Origin of the sequence: Curtobacterium sp. MCPF17_051 (genome assembly GCF_003234595.1) — a bacterium.
Lineage (GTDB): Bacteria > Actinomycetota > Actinomycetes > Actinomycetales > Microbacteriaceae > Curtobacterium > Curtobacterium flaccumfaciens.
Genome location: NZ_QKSE01000004.1, coordinates 23,081 through 48,703, shown reverse-complemented (window position 1 = coordinate 48,703; position 25,623 = coordinate 23,081). Strand labels below are relative to the sequence as shown.

The window sequence follows — 25,623 nt, the reverse complement described above, 5'->3', positions numbered from 1 at the left end:
GGCGCCGAGCGGTCACGAACCGTCGGCTGGCGGCGCCGCAGGCGACGGTCTGCGACCGCTCGCAGCGCACCCGGCGGGGTGTTGTGACCGGCAGGCGGGTGCAGTGGGCGTGGGGCGCGGCGGCCTGGAGGCCGGGGCGGCGCCGCCACGCGCCTCCAGGCCGTCGATCGGTCGCGTTTCGTCGCCTGGCCGGCCCGCGGCCGAGTGGTCAGGACACGTCGTGGGCCGGGCGCCGAGTGGTCACGAACCGTCGGCTGGGGGCGCCGCGGGCGACGGTCTGTGACCGCTCGCAGCGCACCCGGCGGGGTGTCGCGACCGACCGAGCCGCCGGTCGGCACGCCCACCGAGGTGGCACGAACTGCCGCCCGACCGGCGTCGGGACGACAGTTCGCGCGACCACGACGACGCGCACACGGCGTGTCGTGCCACCGCAAGCCACCGCAGGCCACCGCAGGCGACCGCAAGCGACCTCGGCGGGACGCAGGACGCAGCGCCCGCCGCACCCGTCAGCGGTAGCCGCCGTCCTCCAGGCCGGCCTCGACCTCGAAGCGGTTCCGCAGGGGATCCCGCCCGGCGACGGCGTAGAGCAGCGGCATGAGCATGCCGTACCGGCGCCACTGCTCGACGTGCACCCGCTCGTGCCGGAGCACCCGCGGGCCGTCGTTGTCGCGGGTCAGGTACACGGACCCGACGCAGGTGCCTCCGCGCCGGAAGACCCAGCGCGGCAGCCCCGTGCAGACCACGAGCCCGTCCTCCACCCGGATCCGCCCGGTCGACAGGGGGACGCCCACGGCGAGCCCGACGGCCGTCGCGAACACCCACCCCGCACGGGACACGGGGGAGTCGAGCAGCGGGTTGCGCACGCTCAGGCCGGGCGGCCGTACGTCTCGAGCAGGCGGAGCCAGATCTCGTTCATCGTCGGGTAGGCCGGCACCGCGTGCCACAGGCGGTCGATCGGGACCTCGCCCACGACGGCGACGGTGGCGCCGTGCAGCATCTCGGCGACGTCCTGGCCGACGAACGTGACGCCCACGACGACCCCGCGGTCCTCGTCGACGACCATCTTCGCGCGGCCCGTGTAGCCGTCGGCCTGCAGGGAGGACCCGGCGATCGCACCGAGGTCGTACTCGACCGCGCGGACGTTCAGCCCCTGCTCGCGGGCCTTCGCCTCGGTCAGGCCGACGCTCGCGACCTCGGGGTCGGTGAAGGTGACCTGCGGCGAGGCGGCGTGGTCGGCGGTGGCGACGTGTGCACCCCACGGCTCGGTGTGCAGCGGCGTGCCCTGGTACCGGGCCGCGATCGCCTCGCCGGCGGCACGGGCCTGGTACTTGCCCTGGTGGGTGAGCAGGACGCGGTGGTTGACGTCACCCACGGCGTACAGCCAGTCGGTGCCGTGCACGAGCATGGTGTCGTCGACGTCGAGCCAGTCGCCCGCGGTCAGGCCGACGGTCTCGAGCCCGAGGTCACGCGTGTGCGCGGCGCGGCCGGTGGCGGCGAGCACCTCGCTCGTGATGACCGTGGTGCCGTCGTCGAGCTCCGTGGTGACGAGACCGTGCTCGTCGCGGTCGACCCGGACCGGGTTGACGCCGGTGCGGACGTCGACGCCGAGTTCGCGCAGGGAGTCGGCGACGAGTTCCCCGGCGAAGGGCTCCATGCCGCCGAGCAGACCGTGCCGGGCGACGAGGGTGATCTTCGCGCCGAGGGACGCCCACGCGGTCGCGAGTTCCGAGCCGGAGACGCCGCCGCCGATGACGAGCAGGCTCTCGGGGACCTGCTGGGCGCTGGTGCCCTCGCGGGTGCCCCACGGCTTCGCCTCGGCGAGACCGGGCACCGGGGGCAGCGTGTGCAGCGAACCGGTGACGACCGCGACGGCGGCGCGCGCGGTGTGCGTCTCGCCGTCGACGTCGATGGTCTTCGGGCCGGTGATGCGGGCGTGCCCGCGGATCAGGTCGATGCCGGCGGACTCGAGCCACGCGACCTGGCTGTCGTCCTTCCAGTCGGAGGTGAACGAGTTGCGGCGGGCGAGCACGTGTGCGGCGTCGAGCGTGCCGGTCACGGCCTGCTTCGCACCGTCGAGCCGCTTGGCGGCGGCGAGGGCGTGTCCGCTGCGCAGGAGCGCCTTCGAGGGCATGCACGCCCAGTAGGAGCACTCGCCGCCGACGAGCTCGGCCTCCACGATCGCGACCGACAGGTCGCGCTTCCTGGCGTAGTCCGCCACGTTCTCGCCGACAGCGCCGGCTCCGATCACGATGAGGTCGTAGTCCGTCATGCTGCCGAGCGTACGCGGGCCGGCAGGGGGTCCGCCGGTCGCGTCGTGCCCGTGCTCAGCCCACCCGGGAGGCGCTGGTCACCGCTCCGACGACGCGCAGGATCACGCCGAGGTCGTCCACCGCCCGGTCCGGGTCGACGGGGGCGAATCCGGTGAGCGCGGCGCCGACGAGGCGGCGGCCGCGCGTCGCGGCCTGGATGCGCTCGACGAGCGCTGCGCCGTCGAGGCCGAACGGGACGGGTTCGAGGAGTCCGTCGACCTCGGACGGGTCGAGGACGTCGAGGTCGACGTGCACGAAGACCGATGCGGCACCGGTCCGCTCGACCGCTGCGGCGAGGGCGTCCGAGGTGGCGGCGTCGACGTCGAGGTGCACGATCCCGGCCTTGTCGAGGGCGGCCCGTTCGGCGTCCTCGACCCCGCGGACCCCGGCGACGACGACCGAGGACGCCGGCACCACGGGCAGGCCGGGGAACAGGTCGTCGGGGCGGTCGACCAGCAGGCGCAGGGCGGCGGTCTCGGCGGCGACGGGCTGGGCTCGGTTGAGCGCGCGGTACCCGCTGGACCCGGAGATGCGGACGAACGCGGTGTCCGGTGCGAGGGCGGCGGTCGCGCCGAGGACACTGGCGCCGTCGCCGCCGACGACGAGCACCGGTTCGGTGGCGACGGCGGTTTCCTCGGCGACGCGTTCGGCGACGGCGAGCACCGAGGTGTAGCGGGCGACGGCGGTCTCGAGGCGGTCACCCGCTCCGGCCGGGACGTCGACCACGGTGGTGGACGCCCGGGGGAGGTCGGCCGCGATCGCCGACGCGCCGTCCCCGAGCCGCATCGCGCGCGACGACGCCGAACCCTGCCACTGACCGACCACGAGGAAGTGCATCGTCTCAGTCTGTCAGCTGGGGTCCGGCGTCGTCAGGGCGTTCGTCAGATGCTCGAGGATCCGCCGGACTTCAGCGCGGCGAGCCGTGCCTCGACCTCGGCGTCCTTGCCGACGTCCTCGAGGCTCTCGAACTGGGCGTCGAGGCTGGACGACTGCAGCTCCTGCTGGCCGAGCACCTTCGCCTCTTCGCGGCGGACCTTCTCCTCGAAGCGGCCGAGGTCGCTCGTCGGGTCGAGCACGTCGATGTTGCCGAGTGCGTCGTTGACGCGGGACTGCGCCTCGGCGGTCTTCGAGCGGGCGACGAGGTTGTCCCGCTTCGCGCGGAGCTGCTCGAGCTTCTGCTCCATGCCGGCGAGGCCGGTCTTGAGCTTCTCGACGGCCTCGTTCTGCGACGCCAGGTTCGGCTCCGCGTCCTTGACCTCTTGTTCGGCGGCGATCTGCTTGCCGATCGCGATCTTGGCGAGGTTGTCGAACTTGTCCGCCTCGGCCGACTTGCCCTCGGAGCGGTACTTGTCGGCGGCGGCCGAGGCGTTGGCGGCCTTCTGGCCCCACTCGACCGCGGCCTTCTTGTCCTCTTCGTGGTCCTGCTCGAGCAGGCGCACGTTGCCGATGGTCTGCGCGATCGCGGTCTTCGCGTCGGCGATGTTGTTCGTGTAGTCGCGGACGAGCTGGTCCAGCATCTTCTGCGGGTCCTCGGCGTCGTCGATGATCTGGTTGATGTTCGCGCGCACGAGGGTGGAGATGCGTCCGAAGATGGTCTGCTTGGCCATTGCTGTTCCCTTTCGTGGAAGTCCTGTGGACGGTGTTGTCGGGTCGTGTCTGGTTCTGGGGTGCCGGAGGTCGGGTCGGGTCCGGTCGGGTCGGGTGCGGGGGAGCGCGCCCGTCAGAAGCGGCCGCCGCCGGAGAAGCCGCCGCCGTAGCTGCCGCCGCGACCGCCGAGCAGGCCGCCGAGGACGAGTCCGGTGACGAGTCCACCGAGCTGGGCACCACCACCGCCACCGCCCTGGCCGCCACCCCAGCCGCCGAGGTCGTCGTTGGCGGCGTCCATCGCTGCAGCGGCGTACTGCTCGGCCGCGCGGGCGGCGTTGAGCGCCTGGCCCGGGTTGTTCGGTGCGAGCTCGACGGCGTCGTCGTAGGCGCGCTGGGCCTCGGACAGCCGGGTCCGGGCGGTGGGGCCGATGCCGCCGCGGTGCAGGGAGACGTAGTCGCGGGCCTGGCTGATCCGGTTCCGGGCGTCGCGCAGGGCCGCGTCGAGCGCCTGGGTGGCGCGCTGGCGCTGTTCCTCGGCACCCCGGGCCGCGGCGATGGCCTGGTCGATCTCCGTGTTCGCCCGGGTCAGCGCGTCGACGGCCGCCACGGGGTCCTTCGGGTCGAGCCCCTGGCGGAGCACGGCCTCGGCTCGGGTGACCGCGGCGGCGAGGTCCGGCCCGCCCGAGCGCAGGCTGCGGGCGGCGGCGACGTCCCCCTGGATGTCGATGCGCATCGCCTCGGCGCGGGCGGTGGCCTCGTCGAAGGACTGCTCGGCGGCGAGTGCGCCGTCGGTGAGCTGCTGCACCTGGGCGAGCGCGTGCTGGGCGTCACGGACGGCGACGACGGCCTCGCCCTTGTCACCGGCGGCGATCGAGGCGGTGGCCGCGTTCGAGCGTTCGGTGGCGAAGGCGAGCACCTGGTGAGCCTGGTCGACGTTGTTCGCCACGGTCGCGAGGGTGCGTCCGGTGTAGCGGGCGCGGACCCGGTCGAGTGCAGCGGCGGCGGCTCCGACCGAGGCCGGTGCGGCGGCCACGGCCTGGGCGAGCGACACGGCTGCGTCCTCGATGCCGTCCTCGAGCGACCGGAGCTGGTCGAACGCCTCGGTCTGCTCCTCGATGGCGGCGTGCGCCCGTTCGCAGATCACGATGATCTGGTTCGCCCACTCGGCGCGCTGCTGGGGGGTGTCGGGGATCTCGTCGTCGAGCTGCTGCCGGATCGTGAAGGCCTTGCGGACCTCGCGCTGAGCGGCCTGCACGGCGTCGGCGAAGGGCTTGGCGGCGTCGGGGCCGAACTGCGCGCTCGCGAACCCGACCTCTTGCTCGGCGGTGCGGAGTTCGTCGTCGATGGTGACCAGCGCGCCGCCGGCGGTGCGTTCGAGGTCGGCGAGCGAGGCTTCCTGCGCCTTGGTCGCCGCGGCGGTGCGGCGCTTGTTCCGGGTCCGGATGACCAGGACCACGACGATGAGCCCGACGACCACGGCGAGCAGCAGGACCCACAGCCAGGTGAGGTCCACCGGGGCCTGCGACTGGGTCAGCCCGTCGGCGAAGGCCACGGCGGCGCCGGACCAGTCGCCCTGCTTGAGCCGGGGGAGCAGCGAGTCGTTGACGGCGTTCTCCACGTCGGACGAGGAGATCGCGGTCTCGTTCGTCTGCTGGACGTCGTAGTTGCGTTCGTCGACCGCGACCGAGAGCAGGATGCCGTCGGTGTCGATCTGGTTCTGCTCGAGCACGGCCCGGCCCCACTCGGTGTGGTCGGTGGGATCGGTGAAGGACGGCACGAACACGACGAACAGCTGCGTCTGGGTCTCGGAGTACAGGTCCTGCACGGCCTGCTCGACCCGCGCCTGCTGGGATGCGGTGAGCGCGTCGGCCTCGTCGAGGACGTACGCGCCGCCCAGGTCGACGGGCGCCGTGGCGTGGGCGGTCGCTGCCGGAGCCAGGACGATGAGCATCGCGACCAGGGCCGCCGTCACACGGCTCCACAGCCGCGTTGTCCCCCTGTGCCCGCTCGATCCGTCCGTGCCCGATCCGTGCTGGACCGCTCGCATCCGTCCTCCGTCCGTCGCCGGTCGGTACCCCGTGGCACCGCACCGGACCGCGCCACGAGTGCGCTGTCGCCCGGAGTCTATCCAGGCCACGCAGGGGCACGGACAGACTCTGGGGGAACGCTCCGGACCGTGCTTCCTGTGGACGTCTTGTCCCCCGGACGGGGTAGACTGGCGCCACTGTTCGAGGATGAACGGAAGGGGAAGAACGATGGAACGCACCACGAGCACCGAGGTCGTCCCGCTCGAGGACGGCTACCACCGGGTGTCGACGCCGGCGACGGGTGTGATCGGTTTCGTGCGCGAGCACGACGGCCGCTACGAGGTCCTGCGCGGACGAGTCCGCCAGGCGACCCGCTCCGAGGGTCAGTACAGCACCATGAACGTCGCGCTCATCGCGCTGACGCACGCCTGATCCGCTCTGGGCGCGACCACACGACCGACGGGCGCTGCCCCGGTCGTTGGGTCGCGCCTCCAGACCGTCACGGTGACGCTCCGGACGCCGGCTTCTGACCGCGCGGACGACCGGGAGGCGCTGGTCGCCGCCGTCGCTTCGGCGACCGGCGTCGAGACGGTCGCGGTGCGCGCGGGGCGCGTCTGCCCGTACTGCGCGGGGACCGACCACGGTCGTCCGTGGGCGACCGCCGCGGCCACCACGGTCGGCGTGAGCCTGTCGCGCGCACCGGGGGTCGTTGCCCTCGCGGTCGGCGCTCCGGCGCTCGGCGTCGACGTCGAACGGGTGTCGCGGGTCGCTGCCGCGCCGCTCGACGCGTTCACCCCGGACGAACTCCGTCGAGCCGACGGGGACCCGGCGCTCCTCGCCGCCGCGTGGGCGGCCAAGGAGGCCGTGCTGAAACGCGACGGACGCGGGCTGCGCGTCGACCCGCTCGCGGTCGAGGTCGACGTGGCCGCCGGCACCGCCAGGTTCGAGGGTGTCGAACAACCGCTCACCGTGCTGTACCCCGCGCCGGACGTGGTGCTCGTCGTCGCGGCGGGTGGGCTGTCCGTCGAGGTGGTCGGGACGGTCAGCGGGGGAGCGTGAGCACCTCGGCGCCGTCCTCGGTGATGGCGATGGTGTGCTCGGTGTGGGCGGTCCGCGCTCCGGTGGCACTCCGCAGCGTCCAGCCGTCGGCGTCGGTGACCAGGACGTCGGTGTCCGCCATGACCCACGGTTCGAGCGCGAGCAGGAGCCCGGGTCGGAGCGTGTAGCCGCGACCGGGGCGACCGGTGTTCGACACGTGCGGGTCCTGGTGCATGGTCGAGCCGATGCCGTGCCCGCCGAACTCGACGTTCACCGGGTAGCCCGCGGCTTCGAGGACGGTGCCGATCGCGTGGGACAGGTCACCGATGCGGGCACCCGGTCCGGCGGCGGCGATGCCCGCGGCCAGTGCCCGTTCGGTGGCGTCGATGAGTGCGAGGTCCTCGGGGCGCGGGTTGCCGACGACGAAGCTGATCGCGGCGTCGGCGGCGATGCCGTCCAGGGACACCGCGAGGTCGAGGGTGAGCAGGTCCCCGTCGCGCAGCACCTGGTCGTGCGGCAGCCCGTGCAGCACGGCGTCGTTCACAGCCGTGCAGATGTGGTGGCCGAACGGACCGCGGCCGAACGAGGGCGCGTAGTCGACGTAGCAGGAGTCGGCGCCAGCGGCCTCGATCATCTGCTTCGCCCACCGGTCGATCTCGAGCAGGTTCGTGCCGACGCGGGTGCGTTCGCGCAGGGTCTGCAGGATCGTGCCGACGAGGGCTCCGGTGGCGCGGCCCTTGTCGACCTCGGCGGGGGTCAGGATCTCGATCACGCTGATGATCATACCGGTATTACTATGTGGTCATGGTCCGTCTCCCACTCCGCCCCGACGAGGTCGCGCGCGGACGTCGCCTCGGTGCGCTGCTCCGTCGTGCCCGTGGTCCGCGATCGATCGTGGACACCGCCCTGGCCGCGGGGATCTCGCCGGAGACGCTCCGGAAGATCGAGACCGGCCGCATCGCGACGCCGGCGTTCTCGACGATCGCGTCGGTCGCGGGCGTGGTCGGGCTGTCGCTCGACGCCGTCTGGTCCGAGGTCAGCTGCGACCCGGCCGACGGCGAGCTGGCTGGCTAGCCGACGCGGCGGCGGAGCCTGCTACCGTCCGCGCGGCGCGGGCAGTGCCGGCACCGACGCCTCGTCGATCCAGGGCCCGGTCACCGCACGGACGTCCGCGACGGAGCGGCCGGTGGCGTCCGCGAACGCACCGAGCACGTCGGGCACGGTGACGGATCCGTGCCGGTGCCGCTCGGTGATGCTCCGTAGCCCGGTGAAGAAGGCGTCGTCGCCGATCGTGCGGCGGACGGCGTGCAGGGCGAGGGCACCGCGCTTGTAGACACGGTCGTCGAACATGTCCTTCGCGCCCGGGTCACCGACCACCAGGTCCTCCGGCTGCTCGAGCAGTCCCTGCCGGTACCGTTCGGCCAGCTGGTCGGCGGTGTCGTCGCCGCGGTCCTCGGACCACAGCCACTCGGCGTAGCAGGCGAACCCCTCGTGCAGCCAGATGTCCTGCCACCGGGTGACCGTGACGGAGTTGCCGAACCACTGGTGGGCGAGCTCGTGGGCGATGAGGCGGTCGGTGCCGTGCTCGCCGTCGACGTGGTTCCGGCCGAACACCGCCAGGCCGTGGGCCTCGAGCGGGATCTCGAGGTCGTCGTCGGTCACCACGACGCCGTACGCCGCGAACGGGTACGGGCCGAACCGGTCACCGAACAGCGCGAGCATCTCCGGCACCTGGCCGAAGTCGGTCTTCGCGGCGGCGGCGAGGTCGGCGGGGTGGTGCAGCGTGACGGGGACCCCGCTCGTGCGCACCTTCGTGGTGCGGTACCGGCCGATCTGCACGGTCGCCAGGTAGGTCGCCATCGGCTCGGTGGTGGCGTAGGTCCAGCGGGTGCCGACGCGGTCGCGCTCCTTGGCGAGCAGCTCCCCGTTCGCCAGGACGTCGTACGCCGCCTCGGCCGCGATCTCGATCCGGTACGTGGCCTTGTCGTCGGGTCGGTCGTTGCACGGGAACCACGACGGCGCTCCCGTGGGCTGCGCGGCGACGATGACGCCGTCGGACAGTTCTTCCCAACCGAGCTGCCCCCACGCGCTCCGCACGGGGTGCGGGGTGCCGCGGTACCGCAGGTGCACGGAGAACACGGTGTCGGCGGCGATGGGGTCGGCCGGGGTGACCGTCACCTTGTGCGTCGCGGTCGAGACCTTCTTGGCCCGGCGTCCGTCGACGTCGACCCGGTCGACCGTGAGCCCGTGCAGGTCGATCACGACCCTGTCGAGGGGCTCGAGGGCGCGCGCGGTGATCGTGGCGGTGCCGTCCAGGCGGTTCGTGGCGACGCGGTAGTCGAGACGGAGCTCGTAGTGCTCGGCGCTCCACCGTCGGTCGCCGCTGTGCGGGGTGTACGGGTCTGCGGCGGGATCGGAGGGCACGGGGACAGTCAACCTCATGGCGTCGGTGGGGCTGTCACCGACAGTGCGGCCGATGTCCACGGAGCGATCGGGTTGCCGGACCAGCGGGAGCCCGTCGGTACCTGCTCACCGCGCATGACGAGCGAGGACGGCCCGACCGTCGCCCCGGCACCGATGCCGGCCGCTGGGAGGACCACGCTGTGCGGCCCGAGCGTGGCACCCGCGTCGAGTCGGACGGTGTCGAGCTGCATCACGCGGTCGTGGAACAGGTGCGTCTGCACGACCGTCCCCCGCGCCACCGATGCCCCGGAGCCGATGGTGACCAGGTCGGCCTCGGGCAGCCAGTAGGTCTCGAGCCAGGTGCCGCGGCCGATCGTCGCACCGAGGCTCCGCAGCCAGACGGCCAGCGCGGGGGTGCCGGTGGCCTGCTCGGCGAACCAGGGGCGCGCGACGGTCTCGACGAAGGTGTCCTGCACCTCGTTGCGCCAGACGAACGACGACCACAGCGGGTGCTCCCGAGCGGTGATCCGGCCGACGAACGCCCACTTCGCGATCGTCGACACCACGGCGGCGACGGCACCGGCGGCGATGAGCACCGGCCCGGCGAGCAGCACCGTCCACCCGATCCCGACGGCCGACCACAGCGCCAGCAGTGCTCCGGCCACGCCGAGCGCGATGGCGGCGGAGACCATCGGGGCGACCAGGCGCAGCAGCTCCCAGCAGCCGCGGGCGACCTTGAGCCGCCCGGACGGACGGAACGTGCGCGCCTCGTCGAACTCCGTCGCCGCACGCCGCAGCCGCACCGGGGGCGACCCGAGCCACGACGACCCGCGCTTGGCCTTCTTCGGCACCGCGGACAGCACCGCCACCAGTGCCTCGCGCGGCACCGAGCGTCCGGCACCCGTCATCCCGCTGTTGCCGAGGAACGCCCGCCGGCCGACCTTCGAGCGACCGATCCGCACCCGACCGCCGCCGAGCTCGTACGTGGCCACCATCGTGTCGTCGGCCAGGAACGCCCCCGACGCGATCTGCGTCAACGCCGGGATGAGCAGCACCGTCGAGATCTCGGTGTCCCGACCGACCCGGGCACCGAGCAGCCGCAGCCACACCGGCGTCACGAGCGAGGCGTACAGCGGGAACAACAGGGTGCGCGCCGCGTCGAGCACCCGCTCGGTCGACCACACCTGCCAGCCGATCCGGGAGCGCACCGGGTGCCGCCCCTCGTGCAGGCCGATGCCGAGCAGCCGCACCGCGACCACCACGAGCAGCGCGTACACCGCACCGGCGACGACCGTCACCAGGGGGACCGTCACCAGCGCACGGAGCACCGCGTCGCCCAGGGTCGACGCCCGCCCGACCAGGGCGAGGGCGACCAGCAGTCCGACCGCGACACCGACGACCGGCAACCCGGCAACGGCCAGGGACCCGGCCCCGTACGCGAGCAGCCAGCGCCGACGGGTCGCGGGACGGGCCTCCCGGTCGTCACGAGCCGACCCGGTGCGCTCCGCCGGCGCTCCCGCCCAGCGTTCGCCCGCGGGCACCGGGCCGCCGACGGCGGAACCCGCGGTGATCTCGGCACCCGCGCCGACGTGCGCCCCCGGCAGCAGCGTCGTCCGGCTGCGCACCACGGCGTCCTCGTCGACACGGACGTGCCCCAGGTGGAACACGTCGCCGTCCAGCCAGTGCCCGGCCAGGTCGACCTCGGGCTCGATCGACGCACGCTTGCCGATCGTGAGCATCCCCGTCACCGGCGGCAGCGTGTGCAGGTCGACGTCCCTGCCGATCCGCGCACCGAGCGCCCGGGCGTAGTAGCTGATCCACGGGGCACCCGCGGTCGAGGGGCCGTCGACCGCCTCGGCGATGCGCTCGGCCAGCCACACCCGCAGGTGCACCGAACCACCACGGGGGTACGCCCCCGGCCGGACCCCGGCGAGCAGCAGCCGCGACAGCACCACCGTCAGCGCCATCTTGCCGATCGGCGTCACGAACACCAGGAGCACCAGCACCAGCACCGGCCAGGGCAGCACCGGCAGGAACGGCAACGTCGTCGCGTGCAGCACCGCAGCCACCAGGGCCGTCCACGTCAGCACCCGCAACCCCCGGAGCACCTGCACCGGCAGCCCGAGCAACGTCATCAGCAGCCCCGTCGCCGGGCGCACCGGAGACACGTCGCGCGACGATGCCGCCACCGGGCCGGACTCGTCCAGCGCCGCCGCCAACGCCCCGATCCGCGGGTGGTCGTACACGTCCGCCACCGTCGTCGTCGGGAACCGCTCCCGGATGGCGGACACCAGCTGCGCCGCCGTCAACGACCCACCGCCGTGCGCGAAGAAGTCGTCGTCCACGCTCGCCACCGGTACCCCGAGGATCGCCGACCACCGCTCGGCGATCCACGCCACCGTGTCCGGCAGCATCGCGGCGTCCGAGGCCCCCGGCAACGGCCACGGCAGCGCCGCACGGTCGACCTTCCCCGACGTCCGCGTCGGCAGCGACTCCACCACGGCCACCAACGGCACCAGCGCCGCCGGCAGCTCCTGCCGCAACCGCGCGTTCGCCGCAGCCACGTCCACCGTCGCACCGGCCACCGGAGCCACGTACCCGACCAGCACCTGGTTGCCCGCCGGCGTCCGCTGCACCACCGCAGCACCACCCGCCACGTCGTCCAGGGCCTGCAGCGCCGCATCGATTTCCCCGAGCTCGATCCGCCGGCCACCGAGCTTCACCTGGTCGTCCGCACGCCCCTGGAACACCAGCCCCTCGGGCTCGTACCGCACCAGGTCCCCGCTCCGGTACGCCCGCTCCCACCCGAGCTCCGGGAACGGCGCGTACTTCTCCGCGTCCTTCGCCGGGTCCAGGTACCGCCCCAGCCCGACCCCGCCGATCACCAGCTCCCCGACACCTCCGGGCGCCACACGGGCCCCCGACGCGTCGACGACCGCCAGGTCCCACCCGTCCAGGGGCAACCCGATCCGGATCGGCTGGCTCCCGTCGAGCAGGGACCCGCACGCCACCACCGTCGCCTCGGTCGGCCCGTACGTGTTCCACACCTCACGGTCACGACTCGCGATGCGCGCCGCCAGCTCCGGGGGGCACGCCTCACCACCGAAGATCACCAGCCGCACCTGCTCCAGCGCATCGTCCGGCCACAACGCCGCCAACGTCGGCACCGTCGACACCACCGTGATCGTGTGCGCGATGAGCCACGGCCCCAGGTCCACCCCCGTCCGCACCAACGACCGGGGCGCCGGCACCAACGCGGCACCGTGCCCCCACGCCAACCACATCTCCTCGCACGACGCGTCGAACGCCACGCTCAGACCAGCCAGCACCCGGTCACCCGGACCGATCGGCGCCGCCTGCAGGAACATCCGAGCCTCGGCGTCCACGAACGCCGCAGCACTGCGGTGAGTGACCGCCACACCCTTCGGCACCCCGGTCGACCCGGACGTGAAGATGATCCACGCGTCGTCGGTCTCGCGCGGGAGCTCGGCGCTCGCCGCAGGGTCCATCACCGGCAGCTCTGTGCCGTCGCGGTCGCGCAGGACACCGCCCGCGCCGATCACCCCGACGACACCGGCCTCGCCGAACACCAGGGTGGCGCGCTCCTCGGGGTCGTCGGCGTCGACCGGCACGTACGCGGCTCCGGCGGCGAGCACGGCGAGGATCGACAGGTACAGGTCACGCCCACCGGAGGGGATCCGCACCCCGACCCGGTCGCCCCGGCGGACACCGCGGCGGACCAGGTCGTCGGCCTGCGCGCGCACGAGGTCGAGCAGGGCGGCGTAGTCGACGCTGCCGCCGGGGTCCTCGAGGGCGGTCGCGTCCGGGTGGGTCGCCGCGGTCGCCGCCAGGACGTCGAACAGGGTCCGTGGGGCGGGTGCGTCGCCGCCGCGGGCGAGTTCGAGCTGCGCGTTCCCGGTGCCGGTGGTCATCGAGGCCTCTTCCCGGTCGCGTGCGGGACGACCGGCCCGTGATCCTAGAGGGTTGAGGTGTCCTGCTCGGGAACGGACGGTGCCGCAACGGACGGTGCCGCACCGGTCGGGTCGAGTGCCGCACGTGCCGCGTCGAGCGCCGCCGCGATCCCGACGGAGTCGTCCAGCGTGTGCACCGGGGACTCCGTGCGGCCGTCCGCCACGTACTGCGCGAGCGCCGCCGCCTGCCACACGAGTCCCTGCCGACCACGCAGCCCCGTCGGCTCCTCCCAGTGGTCCTCCCCGCCCCCGTGGTGCACCGCGAACGACGCCGGGAACACGAAGTGGTCGGTGTACCGGACCGTGGCCCGGCTCCCGGCGATCACCGCCAGCCCCGGCGTCCACGCCGTCATCGACGTGGTCACCACCGACTGCGCGCCACCCTCCGCCGTCGACACGGTGACGGACTGGAGGTCCACCCCGCGATCCGAGACCGCCCCCGTCGTGCTGCTGGTCACCGCGGCGCCGGTGGCGAACCGTGCGAACCAGTGCCCGTACACACCGGCGTCGAGGAGCGCACCCCCACCGGCGGCGGGGTCGAACATCCGGTCGGCCGGGTCCGGGTCGTGCGGCCACCCGACGTCGACCGTCGCGAGCCGGACGTCGCCCAGGACCCCGTCCGCGAGCAGACGGGCGACGACGGTGGTGCCCGGCAGGTACCGGGTCCACATCGCCTCCATCGCGAGGACGCCCGCGGCCCGTGCGGCGTCGGCGAGGGTGCGGGTGTCCGCCGCCGAGGTCGTCATCGGCTTCTCGACGAGCACGTGCTTGCCGGCGGCGATCGCGAGCAGTGCGTGCCCGAGGTGCTGCGGGTGCGGCGAGGCGACGTAGACCACGTCGACGGCGGGGTCCGCCACGAGGGCCTCGTACGACCCGTGCACGCCGGGCACGCCGTGGCGGGCGGCGAAGGCCGCAGCACGCTCGGGGGAGCGGGAGCCCACGGCGACGACGCGCTGGTCGGAGTTCGCGTGCAGCGTCGTCGTGAAGTCGTTCGCGATCTCCCCGGGGCCGATCACACCCCACCGGAGCACGGGTCCGCCCCGCAGTGCGTGGACTCCGGGCTCCGGGAACGTCATCGTCATGCCCGAACGCTACCGGGCGGACCCGCTGCGCGCCGCGCAGTTCGTCCTGCTGCTCACGGTCGAGGAGCACGGGGTTCGTCCTGCTGCTCACCGTCGAGGAGCACCCAGCCACGAGGCCGGCGACGCACCCGGAGGAGTCTCAACGGGGGAAGGCCGCCGCAGGCGACATCGGCCGGTGCCGACTCCGCGGAGCGGAGACGTCACCTTGGCCGGCGATTTCCAGTGCCCCCAGGAGGATTCGAACCTCCGCCCCTGCCTCCGGAGGGCAGTGCTCTATCCCCTGAGCTATGGGGGCCAAGGGGTGTCAACAACCGTAGCAGGTCCGGCGGGTGCTCCTGGACAGCGCGTGTCGCGCCGTGGACGTCACGACGGGTGCCCGGGAGGCGCGGTGCGGGCCCGCCCCGGGCCTCCAGGCCGCACGGTGCGCGGCCGCAGTGCCGCGTCAGCCCGCGGGCGTGGCCGTCGCCGACGCGGACGGCTGCAGCGCGGCCCGCACCGCGTCGACGACGGGCTGCGCCCCACCCGGCTCGGTGAACAAGGTCGACTGCGCGGTGATCCAGTACGGGTCGGCGAAGGCGTCCGCGCGGCCGACGTCGCCGCTCAGGGCGAAGTACCCCTCCACCCGGTAGGTGGGGACGGACCCGCCCCGCTCGTACAGGGCGTCCTTCAGGTTGGTGAGCGACTTCTCAGGCAGGTCGGCGACCGCGAGCGTGATCGCCGTGGCGTCCGCGTCGGTGCTGACGAACCGGCACACGCGACCCTGCTGCTTCGCGATGGTCGCGGCGGGGGAACCCTTCGCCGGGGTGAAGGAGTCGTCGAGCTCGAAGGTCTGCCCGTACACCGACAGTGCGCTCGCGGGCAGGAGCTCCGCGCAGGTCTGCGACACCGGCTTGCCCGCCGGGGTCGCAGTGGCCGACGGGGTGCTGTCCCCGCCGCCCGAGCACCCGGCGAGCACGAGGGCTGCTGCGGTGGTGAGGGTGGCGACGGTGAGCGCCCGGGCACGGCTGCGGGGGGTCATCCCGACATGATGCTGCATCGATCGGTGCGGACCTGGGCGTCCCGGTAGGATCGATCCTCGTGACTCCTGCCGAACTCTCCGCCGCGTACCTGTCGATCCTGACCGGGATCGTCGAGCGCCGAGGCGCGTCCGAGACCGTGACGATCGAGGAGTCCCACGTGGTGCTCGAGCGTCCGAAGAACCGCGCCCACGGCGACTGGGCCTCGAACGCCGCCATGCAGCTCGCGAAGCGGCTCGGCACGAACCCGCGCGAGCTCGCGACCGAGATCGCCGGCGAGCTGACCGAGCTCGACGGCGTGGACTCGGTCGACGTCGCCGGCCCCGGCTTCATCAACATCACGCTCGAGGCGGCTGCCGCGGGTGAGATCGCCCGGACCATCGTGGACGGCGGCGAGTCCTTCGGCACCGGCGACCTGTACGACGGCGTCCGGATCAACCTGGAGTTCGTCTCCGCCAACCCCACCGGCCCGATCCACATGGGCGGCGTCCGCTGGGCCGCGGTCGGCGACAGCCTGGCGCGCGTGTTCCAGGCGCAGGGCGGACTCGTCACCCGCGAGTACTACTTCAACGACCACGGCGCGCAGATCGACCGGTTCGCCCGCTCCCTCGTGGCCAGCGCACTCGGTGAGCCCACGCCCGAGGACGGCTACGGCGGCGCCTACATCGCCGAGATCGCGGCACGGGTCATCGCGACCCTCGAGCCGGGCGTCGACGTCCGCGACCTGCCGCGCGACGAGGCGCAGGAGCTCTTCCGTCGCGAGGGCGTCGACTTCATGTTCGCCGACATCAAGTCGTCGCTGCACGACTTCGGCGTCGACTTCGACGTCTACTTCCACGAGAACGCGCTGCACGAGTCGAAGGCCGTCGAGCGTGCCATCGCCCGCCTGCGGTCGGCCGGCGTGATGTACGAGGCCGAGGGTGCCGAGTGGCTCCGCACGACCGACTTCGGCGACGACCGCGACCGCGTCGTCATCAAGTCGGACGGCGAGCCCGCGTACATCGCCGGCGACCTGGCGTACTACCTCGACAAGCGCGAGCGCGGGTTCGAGCGGAACCTGATCATGCTCGGCGCCGACCACCACGGCTACGTCGGCCGGATGATGGCGATGTGCGCCGCGTTCGGGGACGAGCCGGGCAAGAACCTCGAGATCCTGATCGGGCAGATGGTCAACCTGCTCAAGGACGGCGAGCCGATGCGCATGTCGAAGCGCAACGGCACCATCGTCACGATGGAGGACCTCGTCGACGCCGTCGGTGTCGACGCCGGCCGGTACGCCCTGGTCCGCTTCGCCAGCGACACCGCGATCGACATCGACCTCGACCTGCTCACCAAGCGCACGAACGACAACCCCGTCTTCTACGTGCAGTACGCCCACGCCCGCACGCAGTCGGTGGCCCGGAACGCCGCGGCGGCCGGGGTCGACCGGTCGGTGTTCGACGCCTCGCTGCTGACCCACGAGTCCGAGAGCGCCCTCCTCGGGGCCCTCGCCGAGTACCCGCGGGTCGTCCGGCACGCCGCCGAGCTGCGCGAGCCGCACCGCATCGCGCGGTACATCGAGCAGCTCGCCGGCCTGTACCACCGCTGGTACGACTCCTGCCGTGTCACGCCCCTCGGCGACGAGCCCGTGACCGACCTGCACCGCACGCGCCTGTGGCTGAACGACGCCACCGGGCAGGTCGTCCGCAACGGTCTCGGCCTGCTCGGCGTGTCGGCTCCGTCCCGCATGTAGCGGTCGCCCCGTCCGCAAGACACCGGTGTTCGCGCACCGGACACCCGCATTCCGCGGTGTCGAGCGCGAACACCGGTGTTTTGCGTCCGGCCCGCAGCCGGCCCGCAGCCGGGCCGCAGCTGGGCCGCAGACCGGACTGGCAGGGTGGGACGCATGCCCGCAGCCACCGAACGTCCCACCACGCGCCGCCGCTGGCCCGTCGTCCTGCTCGTGGTCGTCGTCGTGCTCGCCGCCCTCGTCGTGATCGCCGAGTTCGTGCTGCGCGGCGTCGTCGACCGGATCATCGCCCAGCAGGTCGAGCAGTCGCTGCCGGACGGCACGACCGGCGAGGTCGACGCCCACGCCGAGGGCATCGTCATCCCGCAGCTCATCAGCGGCACGCTCGACCGCGTCGAGATCTCCTCGGCGAAGCTCACGGTCGACGGCATCCCGCTCGCCGCCGACGTCACCGCGCAGGACGTCCCCGTGGACGGCGAGGGCGACGTCCGCGACGTGGACGGCACGGTCACCCTGGCGTCGTCGAGCGTCAAGGACCTGGCGAAGTACAGCCCGCTGTTCGACCGACTGAACCTGGTCGACGGCGGCGTCGAACTGACGGGCTCGTCGTCGGTGCTCGGCTACGACATCACCTACGCGGCGAAGGGCGCCGTCGTCGCGCAGGACGACGGCCGCGGCATCACCATCACCCCGGAGAGCGTCCGGATCACGAACTCCGACCTCGGCCTCAAGGTCGACTCGATCCCGGGCGTCACCGGCGTCCCGGTACAGGTCTGCACCGCGCAGTTCCTGCCCGAGGCGCTGCGGGTGCGCTCACTCGACGTGTCGAGGTCGGACGCCACGGTCCGGATCACCGCGGACGCGCTGCCGCTCAACGAGGACGGCCTGCGGACCGTCGGCAGCTGCGACTGAGCGGACGGGTGCGTAACGCGGCCTGGAGGATCGGCTCGCGTCGGTAGGATCGGGTCCCGTGAGCGAGAACCCCCTTGCACCGCCGCGGCTGCGGTTCCCGACGGACGCCTCCGAACTGGTGGACCGCATCTGGCCCGCGTCCGCGACGCGGACCGACGACGGCACCCTGGCGATCGGCGGCATCAGCGCGACCGACCTGGTCGCGCAGTTCGGCACGCCCCTGTACGTCGTCGACGAGCGTGACGTCCAATCGCGCGCCGTCCGCGTGCGGAACGCGTTCGCCGAGGCGTTCGAGCGGATCGGCAGCCACGCGCACGTCTACTACGCCGGCAAGGCCTTCCTGACGACGCAGGTCGTCGCGTGGATGGCCGAGGCCGACCTGCGCGTCGACGTCTGCACCGCCGGCGAGCTCGCGGTCGCCCTGGCCGGCGGCATCGACCCCGGCCGGCTCGGCTTCCACGGCAACGACAAGTCCGACGCCGAGATCGCTCGCGCGGTCGAGGTCGGCATCGGCACGATCGTGCTCGACAGCCACGAAGAGGTGCAGCGCGTCGCCCGTGCCGCTGCCGACGCCGGGGTCGTGCAGCGTGTCCGCATCCGGATCAACACCGGCGTGCACGCGTCCACCCACGAGTACCTGGCGACCGCTCGTGAGGACCAGAAGTTCGGCATCCCGCTGTCCGAGGCCGTCGAGGCCGCGGCAGCCGTCCGCGCCGAGCCCTCGCTCGCCTTCGTCGGGCTGCACTCGCACATCGGTTCGCAGATCTTCGACGACGCCGGCTTCCGCGAGGCCGCACGCCGGCTCATGGACGTGCACGCGACGCTCGTGGCCTCCGGTCCGGTGCCCGAGCTCAACCTCGGCGGCGGCTGGGGCATCGACTACACCGAGGCCGACTCGGCCTTCGCCCCCGAGGACGTCGCCGACGCACTGGCCACGATCATCGGCGAGGCCTGCACCGAGCGCGGCATCCCGGTGCCGGACATCGCCGTCGAGCCGGGCCGCTACATCATCGGCCCGCCCGGGGTGACGCTCTACCGCGTCGGCACGATCAAGCCCGTCACGCTCGAGACCGACGACGGCGGCAGCGCGACCCGCACGTACGTCTCGGTCGACGGCGGGATGAGCGACAACATCCGTCCCGCCCTGTACGGCGCCGACTACACGGCCCGGCTCGCCCGCACCTCCGACGCCCCCGCGGTGCTGAGCCGCGTCGTCGGCAAGCACTGCGAGAGCGGCGACGTCGTGGTGAACGACGAGTACCTGCCCGGCGACGTGCAGCGCGGCGACCTGCTGGCCGTCGCGGCCACGGGTGCCTACTGCTGGGCGCTGTCGAGCAACTACAACCACGTGGGCCGCCCGCCGGTCGTCGCCGTCGCGGACGGTGCAGCCCGTATCCTCGTGCGGGGCGAGACGATCGACGACCTCCTCGCCCGTGACACCGGGGTCACCGCCGTGCCCGCCGACGGCACCGGCCGCTGACCCCCGACCCGACCGGGTCCGCCCACCCCGCAGGGCGCGCCCCCACCGACAGGAACCGCTACCAGATGATCGAATACCGCAACGTCCGTGTCGCGCTGCTCGGGGCCGGCTCGGTCGGTTCCCAGGTCGCGCGACTGCTCCTCGAGCACGGCGACGAGCTGGCCTCGCGCGCCGGTGCCGGGCTGGAGCTCGTCGGGATCGCCGTGCGCGACGTGGACGCCCAGCGCGACGTCGACCTGCCGGCGGAGCTCTTCACCACGGACGCTGCATCGCTCATCCTCGGCGCGGACATCGTCGTCGAGCTCATCGGCGGCATCGAGCCGGCGCGCACCCTCGTGCTCCAGGCCCTGCAGTCGGGCGCGGACGTCGTCACCGGCAACAAGGCGCTGCTCGCGACCCACGGCCCGGAGCTCTTCGCCGCGGCCGAGCAGGTCGGCGCGCAGCTCTACTACGAGGCCGCCGTGGCCGGGGCGATCCCGATCATCCGTCCGCTGCACGACTCGCTCGCCGGTGACCGCATCGTCCGGATCATGGGCATCGTCAACGGCACCACGAACTTCATCCTCGACCTGATGGACCGCAAGGGATCCACGTTCGAGGACGCCCTGGCCACCGCGACGGAGCTCGGGTACGCCGAGGCCGACCCGACCGCAGACGTCGAGGGCTACGACGCCGCGCAGAAGGCCGCGATCCTGGCCTCGCTGGCGTTCCACACCTCGGTGCCGCTCGCCGCCGTGCACCGCGAGGGCATCACCCACGTCACGATCGACCAGGTCCGCGCCGCCCGCAAGGCCGGCTACGTCGTGAAGATCCTGGCGACCGCGGAGCGTCTGACCGACGAGGACGGCCGCGAGGGCGTCAGCGCCCGCGTCTACCCGGCCCTCGTGCCCGAGTCGCACCCGCTCGCGAGCGTGCACGGTGCGAAGAACGCCGTGTTCGTCGAGGCCGAGGCCGCCGGCGACCTGATGTTCTACGGCGCGGGTGCCGGTGGCGTCGAGACGGCCTCGGCGGTCCTCGGCGACCTGGTCTCCGCGGCCCGTCGGCACGTCATCGGCGGTCCGGGGGTCGCCGAGTCGACGCAGTCCGAGCTGCCGGTGTTCCCGATCGGCACCGTCCGCACGAGCTACCAGATCACCCTGCACGTCACGGACGCCCCCGGCGTGCTGTCGACCGTCGCCGGCGTGCTCGCGAAGCACGGCGTCAGTGTCGAGACGGTCGAGCAGACCACCACCGGCGCAGCCGAGGGGACCGCGACGCTCGTCATCGGCACCCACCTGGCGCGTGAGGCCGACCTGGCGGACACCGTCGTCGCCCTCCGTGGCGAGGACGTCGTCCTGGACGTCACCAGCGTCCTGCGCGTCGTCGGTCGCTGACGCGACCACGGGCCTCCAGGCCGACCAGCAGGCTCACCGAGCCGACCACCACCAGATCCACCCCACCGGACAGAGAGAGAAGCCTGATGGCCCACCAGTGGCAGGGAGTCCTGCGCGAGTACGCCGACCGACTCGACGTGACCGAGGCGACGCCCATCGTCACGCTCGGTGAGGGCGGCACGCCGCTCATCCCGGCTCGTCGGCTCTCCGAGCGCACCGGCGCCGAGGTCTACGTGAAGTTCGAGGGCATGAACCCGACGGGGTCGTTCAAGGACCGCGGCATGACGATGGCGATCTCGAAGGCCGTCGAGCACGGCGCGAAGGCCGTCATCTGCGCCTCGACCGGCAACACCAGCGCCTCGGCCGCCGCGTACGCCACGCACGCCGGCATCACCGCCGCGGTGCTCGTGCCCGAGGGCAAGATCGCCATGGGCAAGCTCAGCCAGGCCGTCGCCCACGACGCCCAGCTGCTGCAGGTGCAGGGCAACTTCGACGACTGCCTCGACATCGCCCGCGACCTGGCGGCGAACTACCCGGTGCACCTCGTCAACTCCGTCAACAACGACCGCATCGAGGGGCAGAAGACCGCCGCGTTCGAGGTCGTCGACGTCCTCGGTGACGCACCGGACTTCCACTTCCTGCCCGTCGGCAACGCGGGCAACTACACCGCGTACTCGCGCGGCTACCGCGAGGACGTCGCCGCCGGCCGCAGCACCAAGCTGCCCCGCATGTTCGGGTTCCAGGCCGCCGGTTCCGCCCCGATCGTGCACGGCGAGGTCGTCCGGCACCCCGACACCATCGCGTCGGCGATCCGCATCGGCAACCCGGCCTCGTGGCAGTTCGCGCTCGAGGCGCAGCGGGAGACCGACGGCTACTTCGGTGCCATCACCGACGAGGCCATCCTCGCGGCACACCGCATCCTGTCGGCCGAGGTCGGCGTCTTCGTCGAGCCCGCGTCGGCCATCGGTGTCGCCGGGCTGCTCGAGCGTGCCGACGCCGGCGTCGTGCCGAAGGGCGCGAAGGTCGTCATCACGGTCACGGGCCACGGCCTGAAGGACCCGCAGTGGGCCCTCCGCACGCCGGACGGCGGCGAGGTCACCCCGACGAGCGTGCCGGTCGACACGAAGTCGATCGCCGACGTGCTCGGTCTGGTCAGCGAGCAGTGATCTCCGACCGCTCGTCCGGACCGGGTGAGGGCATGACCGCCCGCAGCGCTGTATCGGCCGGACGGGCGGTCCGTGCGCTGCCGACCGGATCGGCGGTGCGCGTCCGGGTGCCGGCCACGTCGGCGAACCTCGGCCCCGGCTTCGACTCGCTCGGCCTCGCGCTCTCGCTCTACGACGAGGTCGTGGTGCGCGTCCGCCGCGAACCCGGCGCGACCGTCACGGTCGAGGGCGTCGGTGCCGGTGAGGTCGCCACGGACGACACGAACCTCGTCGTCCGTGCGGTCCGTCGCGGCCTGGAGCACGCCGGTGTCGACCAGCCCGGTCTCGAGCTGCACGCCACGAACGCGATCCCGCACGGCCGCGGCCTCGGTTCGTCCGCCGCGGCGATCGTCGCGGGGCTCATGGCTGCCCGCGGGCTGCTCGAGGGCATCGTCGACCTCGACGCCTCGACGCTCCTGACCCTGGCCACCGAGATGGAGGGCCACCCGGACAACGTCGCGCCGGCGCTCTTCGGCGGCCTGACGATCGCGTGGATGACCGCTGAGGGCCCGGCCTACAAGCGGCTCCTGGTGCACCGCGGTGTCGCCCCGGTGGTGTTCGTGCCGACCTCGACGCTCTCGACCAAGCTCGCGCGCTCCCTGCAGCCCGAGCAGGTCCCGCACGCCGACGCCGCGTTCAACGTCTCCCGCTCGGCGCTGCTCGTCGCCGCGCTCATCCAGAGCCCCGAGCTGCTGCTCGCCGCGACCGAGGACCGTCTGCACCAGGCGTACCGTGCCAGCGCCATGCCCGAGACCGACGCCCTGATCCGGTTGCTCCGACAGCACGGCCTCGCCGCGGTGGTCTCCGGTGCCGGGCCGAGCCTGCTCGTCCTCGGCAGCGACCCGGCACAGCGCCTGACCGCCGCCGAACTGGTGCAGCGACACGCCGAATCCGACTGGCGGCCGCTCATGCTGGCCGTCGATCTCGGTGGTGCTACAGTGGCAGCGCACTCGGCGCTCGAAGCCGAACCCGCGTAACCGTACGGATCGCTCGTCCTCAGGACAGCTCCTGCGACGTCGCAGGGTCCGGTGCGCGAGTGTGCATCTCTTTCTGATCACCGAATCCCGATCCGTCGTCTGAACGGCGGTCGATGCTCACCCTGCATCCGGGACGGTGGAAACTCTCCGCGTTCTGCGGTTCGAAAGGAAACACCGACCTTGACCGACAACAACTCCGCCCAGGTGGAGATCCCCAGCGACCTGCGTGCCCTCCGTCTCCCGGAGCTCCAGCGCATCGCCTCCTCGCTCGGCATCACCGGGCTCTCCAAGCTCCGCAAGGGCGACCTGATCGCCTCCATCGAGGACAAGCGTCCCGTCGACGAGACGCCGGCCGCCCCGGCCGCCGCCGTCGTCGCCGAGACCCCCGCCGAGCCGGCCGCCACCGAGCAGCCGACCCTGTCGGAGCCCGCCGAGACCCCCGCGCAGCCGGCTGCCGAGGCGCCCGTCGCCGACTCCGAGGCACCCGCCGAGTCAGCAGCCCCGAGCCGTGCCCGTCGTTCGCGCCGCGCGTCGTCCGGTGGCACCGTGAACGCTGCGCCCACCTCGGCCGCCGAGCACACCAACCACGGCCAGACCGGCACCGAGGACCTCCTCGCCGGGCTCGACCAGGTCCGCGCCGAGAAGGACGCCCAGGAGGCCGCGCAGTCCGGCTCGCAGCGCCGTGGCCGTGGCCAGCGGAACGCCGAGCAGCGTGGCACCGACCAGCGTGGCACCGAGCAGGGCCAGCAGGCGTCGACGCCCGCCGAGGCCGAGCAGCCGAGCCAGGCGGGCCAGCAGGGCCAGCAGGCCCCGACGTCCGCCGTCCAGGCCGACCAGGACCAGAACGAGTCCGGCGACCAGAACGACCAGGGCGACCAGAACTCCGAGCAGGGCGAGGGCGGCTCGCGTCGCGGTCGTCGCAGCCGTGGTCGCGGTCGTGGCCGTGGGCAGAACGCCGAGAACGGCGAGCAGCAGAACGGCGCCGACCAGCAGAGCGGCGGCCAGAACGGCGGCCAGAACGCCGGCCAGCAGAAGCAGAACGGCGCCGACCAGCAGAACCAGCCGAAGCAGAACGGCGGCGAGCAGCAGAACGGCCAGCAGAACGGCCAGCAGAACGGCGGCCAGAAGCAGAACGACCAGCCGAAGCAGGCCGAGGCCAAGCAGGACGACAAGGCCGACCAGAAGCAGCAGCAGAACGCCGGTCAGCAGAAGCAGCAGACCAGCGGTCAGCAGAAGCAGCAGCAGCAACAGCACGCCGACGAGGCCGAGAGCGGCCGCAGCCGTCGCCAGCGCGACCGCAAGCGCGGCCGTGGCGGCCAGAACGACGACTTCGAGCCCGAGGTCACCGAGGACGACGTCCTGATCCCGATCGCGGGCATCCTCGACGTCCTCGACAACTACGCGTTCGTCCGCACCACCGGTTACCTGCCGGGCCCGAGCGACGTCTACGTCTCCCTCGGCCAGGTGAAGAAGTACCACCTGCGCAAGGGCGACGCCGTCGTCGGTTCGATCAAGCAGCCGCGTGACGGCGAGCAGCAGAGCCGCCAGAAGTACAACGCGCTCGTCGCCGTCGAGTCGATCAACGGCCAGTCCGCCGACGAGGCCGCGGCCCGCGTCGACTTCAACGACCTGACCCCGCTGTACCCGAACGAGCGCCTGCGCCTCGAGACGGAGCCGGGCAAGCTGTCGACCCGCATCATCGACCTCGTGTCGCCGATCGGCAAGGGCCAGCGCGGTCTCATCGTGTCCCCGCCGAAGGCCGGCAAGACAGTCGTGCTGCAGGCCATCGCGAACGCCGTCGCCAAGAACAACCCCGAGGCGCACCTGATGGTCGTCCTCGTCGACGAGCGGCCCGAAGAGGTCACCGACATGCAGCGCACGGTGAAGGGCGAGGTCATCGCCTCGACCTTCGACCGTCCCGCCGAGGACCACACCACCGTCGCCGAGCTCGCCATCGAGCGTGCGAAGCGCCTGGTGGAGCTGGGCCACGACGTCGTGCTGCTGCTCGACTCGATCACCCGTCTGGGCCGTGCGTACAACCTGTCGACCCCGCCGTCGGGCCGCGTGCTGTCCGGTGGCGTCGACTCGGCGGCGCTGTACCCGCCGAAGCGCTTCTTCGGTGCCGCGCGCAACATCGAGGACGGCGGCTCGCTGACCATCCTCGCGACCGCGCTCGTCGAGACCGGCTCCAAGATGGACGAGGTCATCTTCGAGGAGTTCAAGGGCACCGGCAACATGGAGCTCCGCCTGAACCGTCACCTCGCCGACAAGCGGATCTTCCCCGCCGTCGACGTGAACGCCTCGGGCACCCGTCGCGAGGAGCAGCTGCTCTCCGCCGACGAGGTCAAGATCACCTGGCGTCTGCGCCGGGCCCTCGCCGGGCTCGACCCGCAGCAGGCCCTCGAGATCGTGCTGCGGAACCTCAAGGAGACGCAGTCGAACGTCGAGTTCCTGGTGCAGGTGCAGAAGTCGGTCCCCACGACCGGCGCCCACCACAACGGTCACCAGGAGTAA

The 25,623-nt window shown here is 72.8% G+C and carries 20 protein-coding genes and 1 tRNA gene; 10 read left to right on the top strand and 11 right to left on the bottom strand.

Annotation, left to right across the window (positions count from 1 at the left end):
• Positions 1 to 506: 506 nt before the first annotated feature.
• The 5 genes from DEJ35_RS04040 to DEJ35_RS04020 form a co-directional block, all read right to left on the bottom strand.
• Positions 507 to 863 (bottom strand): Fe-S oxidoreductase, encoded by a 357-nt coding sequence (locus DEJ35_RS04040; RefSeq protein ID WP_175330772.1) that lies wholly within the window; start codon positions 861 to 863, stop codon positions 507 to 509.
• 2 nt (positions 864 to 865) lie between these two features.
• Positions 866 to 2,269, bottom strand: coding sequence for an NAD(P)/FAD-dependent oxidoreductase (locus DEJ35_RS04035; protein WP_111192097.1), 1,404 nt, complete (start codon positions 2,267 to 2,269; stop codon positions 866 to 868).
• 55 nt (positions 2,270 to 2,324) lie between these two features.
• Positions 2,325 to 3,146: an arginase family protein gene (locus tag DEJ35_RS04030; RefSeq protein WP_111123429.1), complete on the bottom strand. Its 822-nt coding sequence runs from the start codon at positions 3,144 to 3,146 to the stop codon at positions 2,325 to 2,327.
• A gap of 44 nt (positions 3,147 to 3,190) precedes the next feature.
• On the bottom strand, positions 3,191 to 3,916 hold the full coding sequence (locus DEJ35_RS04025) for a PspA/IM30 family protein (protein WP_110859024.1): 726 nt from the start codon (positions 3,914 to 3,916) through the stop codon (positions 3,191 to 3,193).
• Between the two features lie 113 nt (positions 3,917 to 4,029).
• Entirely contained in the window at positions 4,030 to 5,868 is a 1,839-nt protein-coding gene (locus tag DEJ35_RS04020; protein ID WP_181435504.1) for a YgcG family protein, read from the bottom strand.
• 283 nt (positions 5,869 to 6,151) lie between these two features.
• Between DEJ35_RS04020 and DEJ35_RS04015 the strand changes: the two genes are divergently transcribed.
• Together DEJ35_RS04015 and DEJ35_RS04010 are read left to right on the top strand one after the other, a co-directional pair.
• Positions 6,152 to 6,355 carry a hypothetical protein gene (locus tag DEJ35_RS04015; protein ID WP_017885770.1) on the top strand — a complete coding sequence of 68 codons (204 nt, stop codon included), beginning with the start codon at positions 6,152 to 6,154 and terminating at the stop codon, positions 6,353 to 6,355.
• Positions 6,356 to 6,427: 72 nt separating this feature from the next.
• On the top strand, positions 6,428 to 6,982 hold the full coding sequence (locus DEJ35_RS04010) for a 4'-phosphopantetheinyl transferase superfamily protein (RefSeq protein ID WP_181435503.1): 555 nt from the start codon (positions 6,428 to 6,430) through the stop codon (positions 6,980 to 6,982).
• On the opposite strand, the gene map is transcribed toward DEJ35_RS04010, so the two are convergent.
• Positions 6,966 to 7,733, bottom strand: a complete 768-nt coding sequence (gene map, locus DEJ35_RS04005) for a type I methionyl aminopeptidase (RefSeq protein WP_111124238.1) — start codon at positions 7,731 to 7,733, stop codon at positions 6,966 to 6,968. The genes DEJ35_RS04010 and map overlap by 17 nt on opposite strands.
• A gap of 32 nt (positions 7,734 to 7,765) precedes the next feature.
• On the opposite strand from map, the gene DEJ35_RS04000 reads away from it, so the two are divergent.
• A complete protein-coding gene (locus DEJ35_RS04000) occupies positions 7,766 to 8,035 on the top strand; it encodes a helix-turn-helix domain-containing protein (protein WP_027465796.1) in 270 nt (89 codons plus the stop codon).
• 21 nt (positions 8,036 to 8,056) lie between these two features.
• Here DEJ35_RS04000 and DEJ35_RS03995 read toward each other — a convergent pair whose 3' ends face one another.
• The 5 genes from DEJ35_RS03995 to DEJ35_RS03975 form a co-directional block, all read right to left on the bottom strand.
• Complete coding sequence (locus DEJ35_RS03995; protein ID WP_258378429.1) at positions 8,057 to 9,385, bottom strand: M1 family metallopeptidase; 1,329 nt, start codon at positions 9,383 to 9,385, stop codon at positions 8,057 to 8,059.
• A gap of 14 nt (positions 9,386 to 9,399) precedes the next feature.
• A complete protein-coding gene (locus tag DEJ35_RS03990) occupies positions 9,400 to 13,296 on the bottom strand; it encodes a Pls/PosA family non-ribosomal peptide synthetase (RefSeq protein ID WP_111192094.1) in 3,897 nt (1,298 codons plus the stop codon).
• A gap of 44 nt (positions 13,297 to 13,340) precedes the next feature.
• On the bottom strand, positions 13,341 to 14,417 hold the full coding sequence (locus DEJ35_RS03985; RefSeq protein WP_258376403.1) for a Gfo/Idh/MocA family protein: 1,077 nt from the start codon (positions 14,415 to 14,417) through the stop codon (positions 13,341 to 13,343).
• A gap of 223 nt (positions 14,418 to 14,640) precedes the next feature.
• A tRNA-Arg gene (locus DEJ35_RS03980) sits at positions 14,641 to 14,712 on the bottom strand.
• A 147-nt stretch (positions 14,713 to 14,859) separates the two neighbouring features.
• Entirely contained in the window at positions 14,860 to 15,435 is a 576-nt protein-coding gene (locus DEJ35_RS03975) for a hypothetical protein (RefSeq protein WP_110859020.1), read from the bottom strand.
• A gap of 59 nt (positions 15,436 to 15,494) precedes the next feature.
• Here DEJ35_RS03975 and argS point away from each other — a divergent pair, with 59 nt between their 5' ends.
• The 7 genes from argS (at position 15,495) to rho (ending at position 25,623) form a co-directional block, all read left to right on the top strand.
• Positions 15,495 to 17,165: an arginine--tRNA ligase gene (argS, locus tag DEJ35_RS03970; protein WP_110859019.1), complete on the top strand. Its 1,671-nt coding sequence runs from the start codon at positions 15,495 to 15,497 to the stop codon at positions 17,163 to 17,165.
• A 153-nt stretch (positions 17,166 to 17,318) separates the two neighbouring features.
• On the top strand, positions 17,319 to 18,074 hold the full coding sequence (locus tag DEJ35_RS03965; RefSeq protein ID WP_111124230.1) for an LmeA family phospholipid-binding protein: 756 nt from the start codon (positions 17,319 to 17,321) through the stop codon (positions 18,072 to 18,074).
• Between the two features lie 58 nt (positions 18,075 to 18,132).
• Positions 18,133 to 19,554, top strand: coding sequence for a diaminopimelate decarboxylase (gene lysA, locus DEJ35_RS03960; protein WP_110859017.1), 1,422 nt, complete (start codon positions 18,133 to 18,135; stop codon positions 19,552 to 19,554).
• 65 nt (positions 19,555 to 19,619) lie between these two features.
• The gene (locus tag DEJ35_RS03955; RefSeq protein WP_027465790.1) at positions 19,620 to 20,927 is read left to right on the top strand and encodes a homoserine dehydrogenase; all 1,308 of its coding nucleotides are present in this window, start codon (positions 19,620 to 19,622) and stop codon (positions 20,925 to 20,927) included.
• Positions 20,928 to 21,013: 86 nt separating this feature from the next.
• Entirely contained in the window at positions 21,014 to 22,093 is a 1,080-nt protein-coding gene (gene thrC / locus DEJ35_RS03950; RefSeq protein ID WP_111124231.1) for a threonine synthase, read from the top strand.
• A 32-nt stretch (positions 22,094 to 22,125) separates the two neighbouring features.
• Positions 22,126 to 23,109 carry a homoserine kinase gene (gene thrB / locus DEJ35_RS03945; RefSeq protein ID WP_181435502.1) on the top strand — a complete coding sequence of 328 codons (984 nt, stop codon included), beginning with the start codon at positions 22,126 to 22,128 and terminating at the stop codon, positions 23,107 to 23,109.
• Positions 23,110 to 23,289: 180 nt separating this feature from the next.
• Positions 23,290 to 25,623: a transcription termination factor Rho gene (gene rho / locus DEJ35_RS03940; protein WP_111124232.1), complete on the top strand. Its 2,334-nt coding sequence runs from the start codon at positions 23,290 to 23,292 to the stop codon at positions 25,621 to 25,623.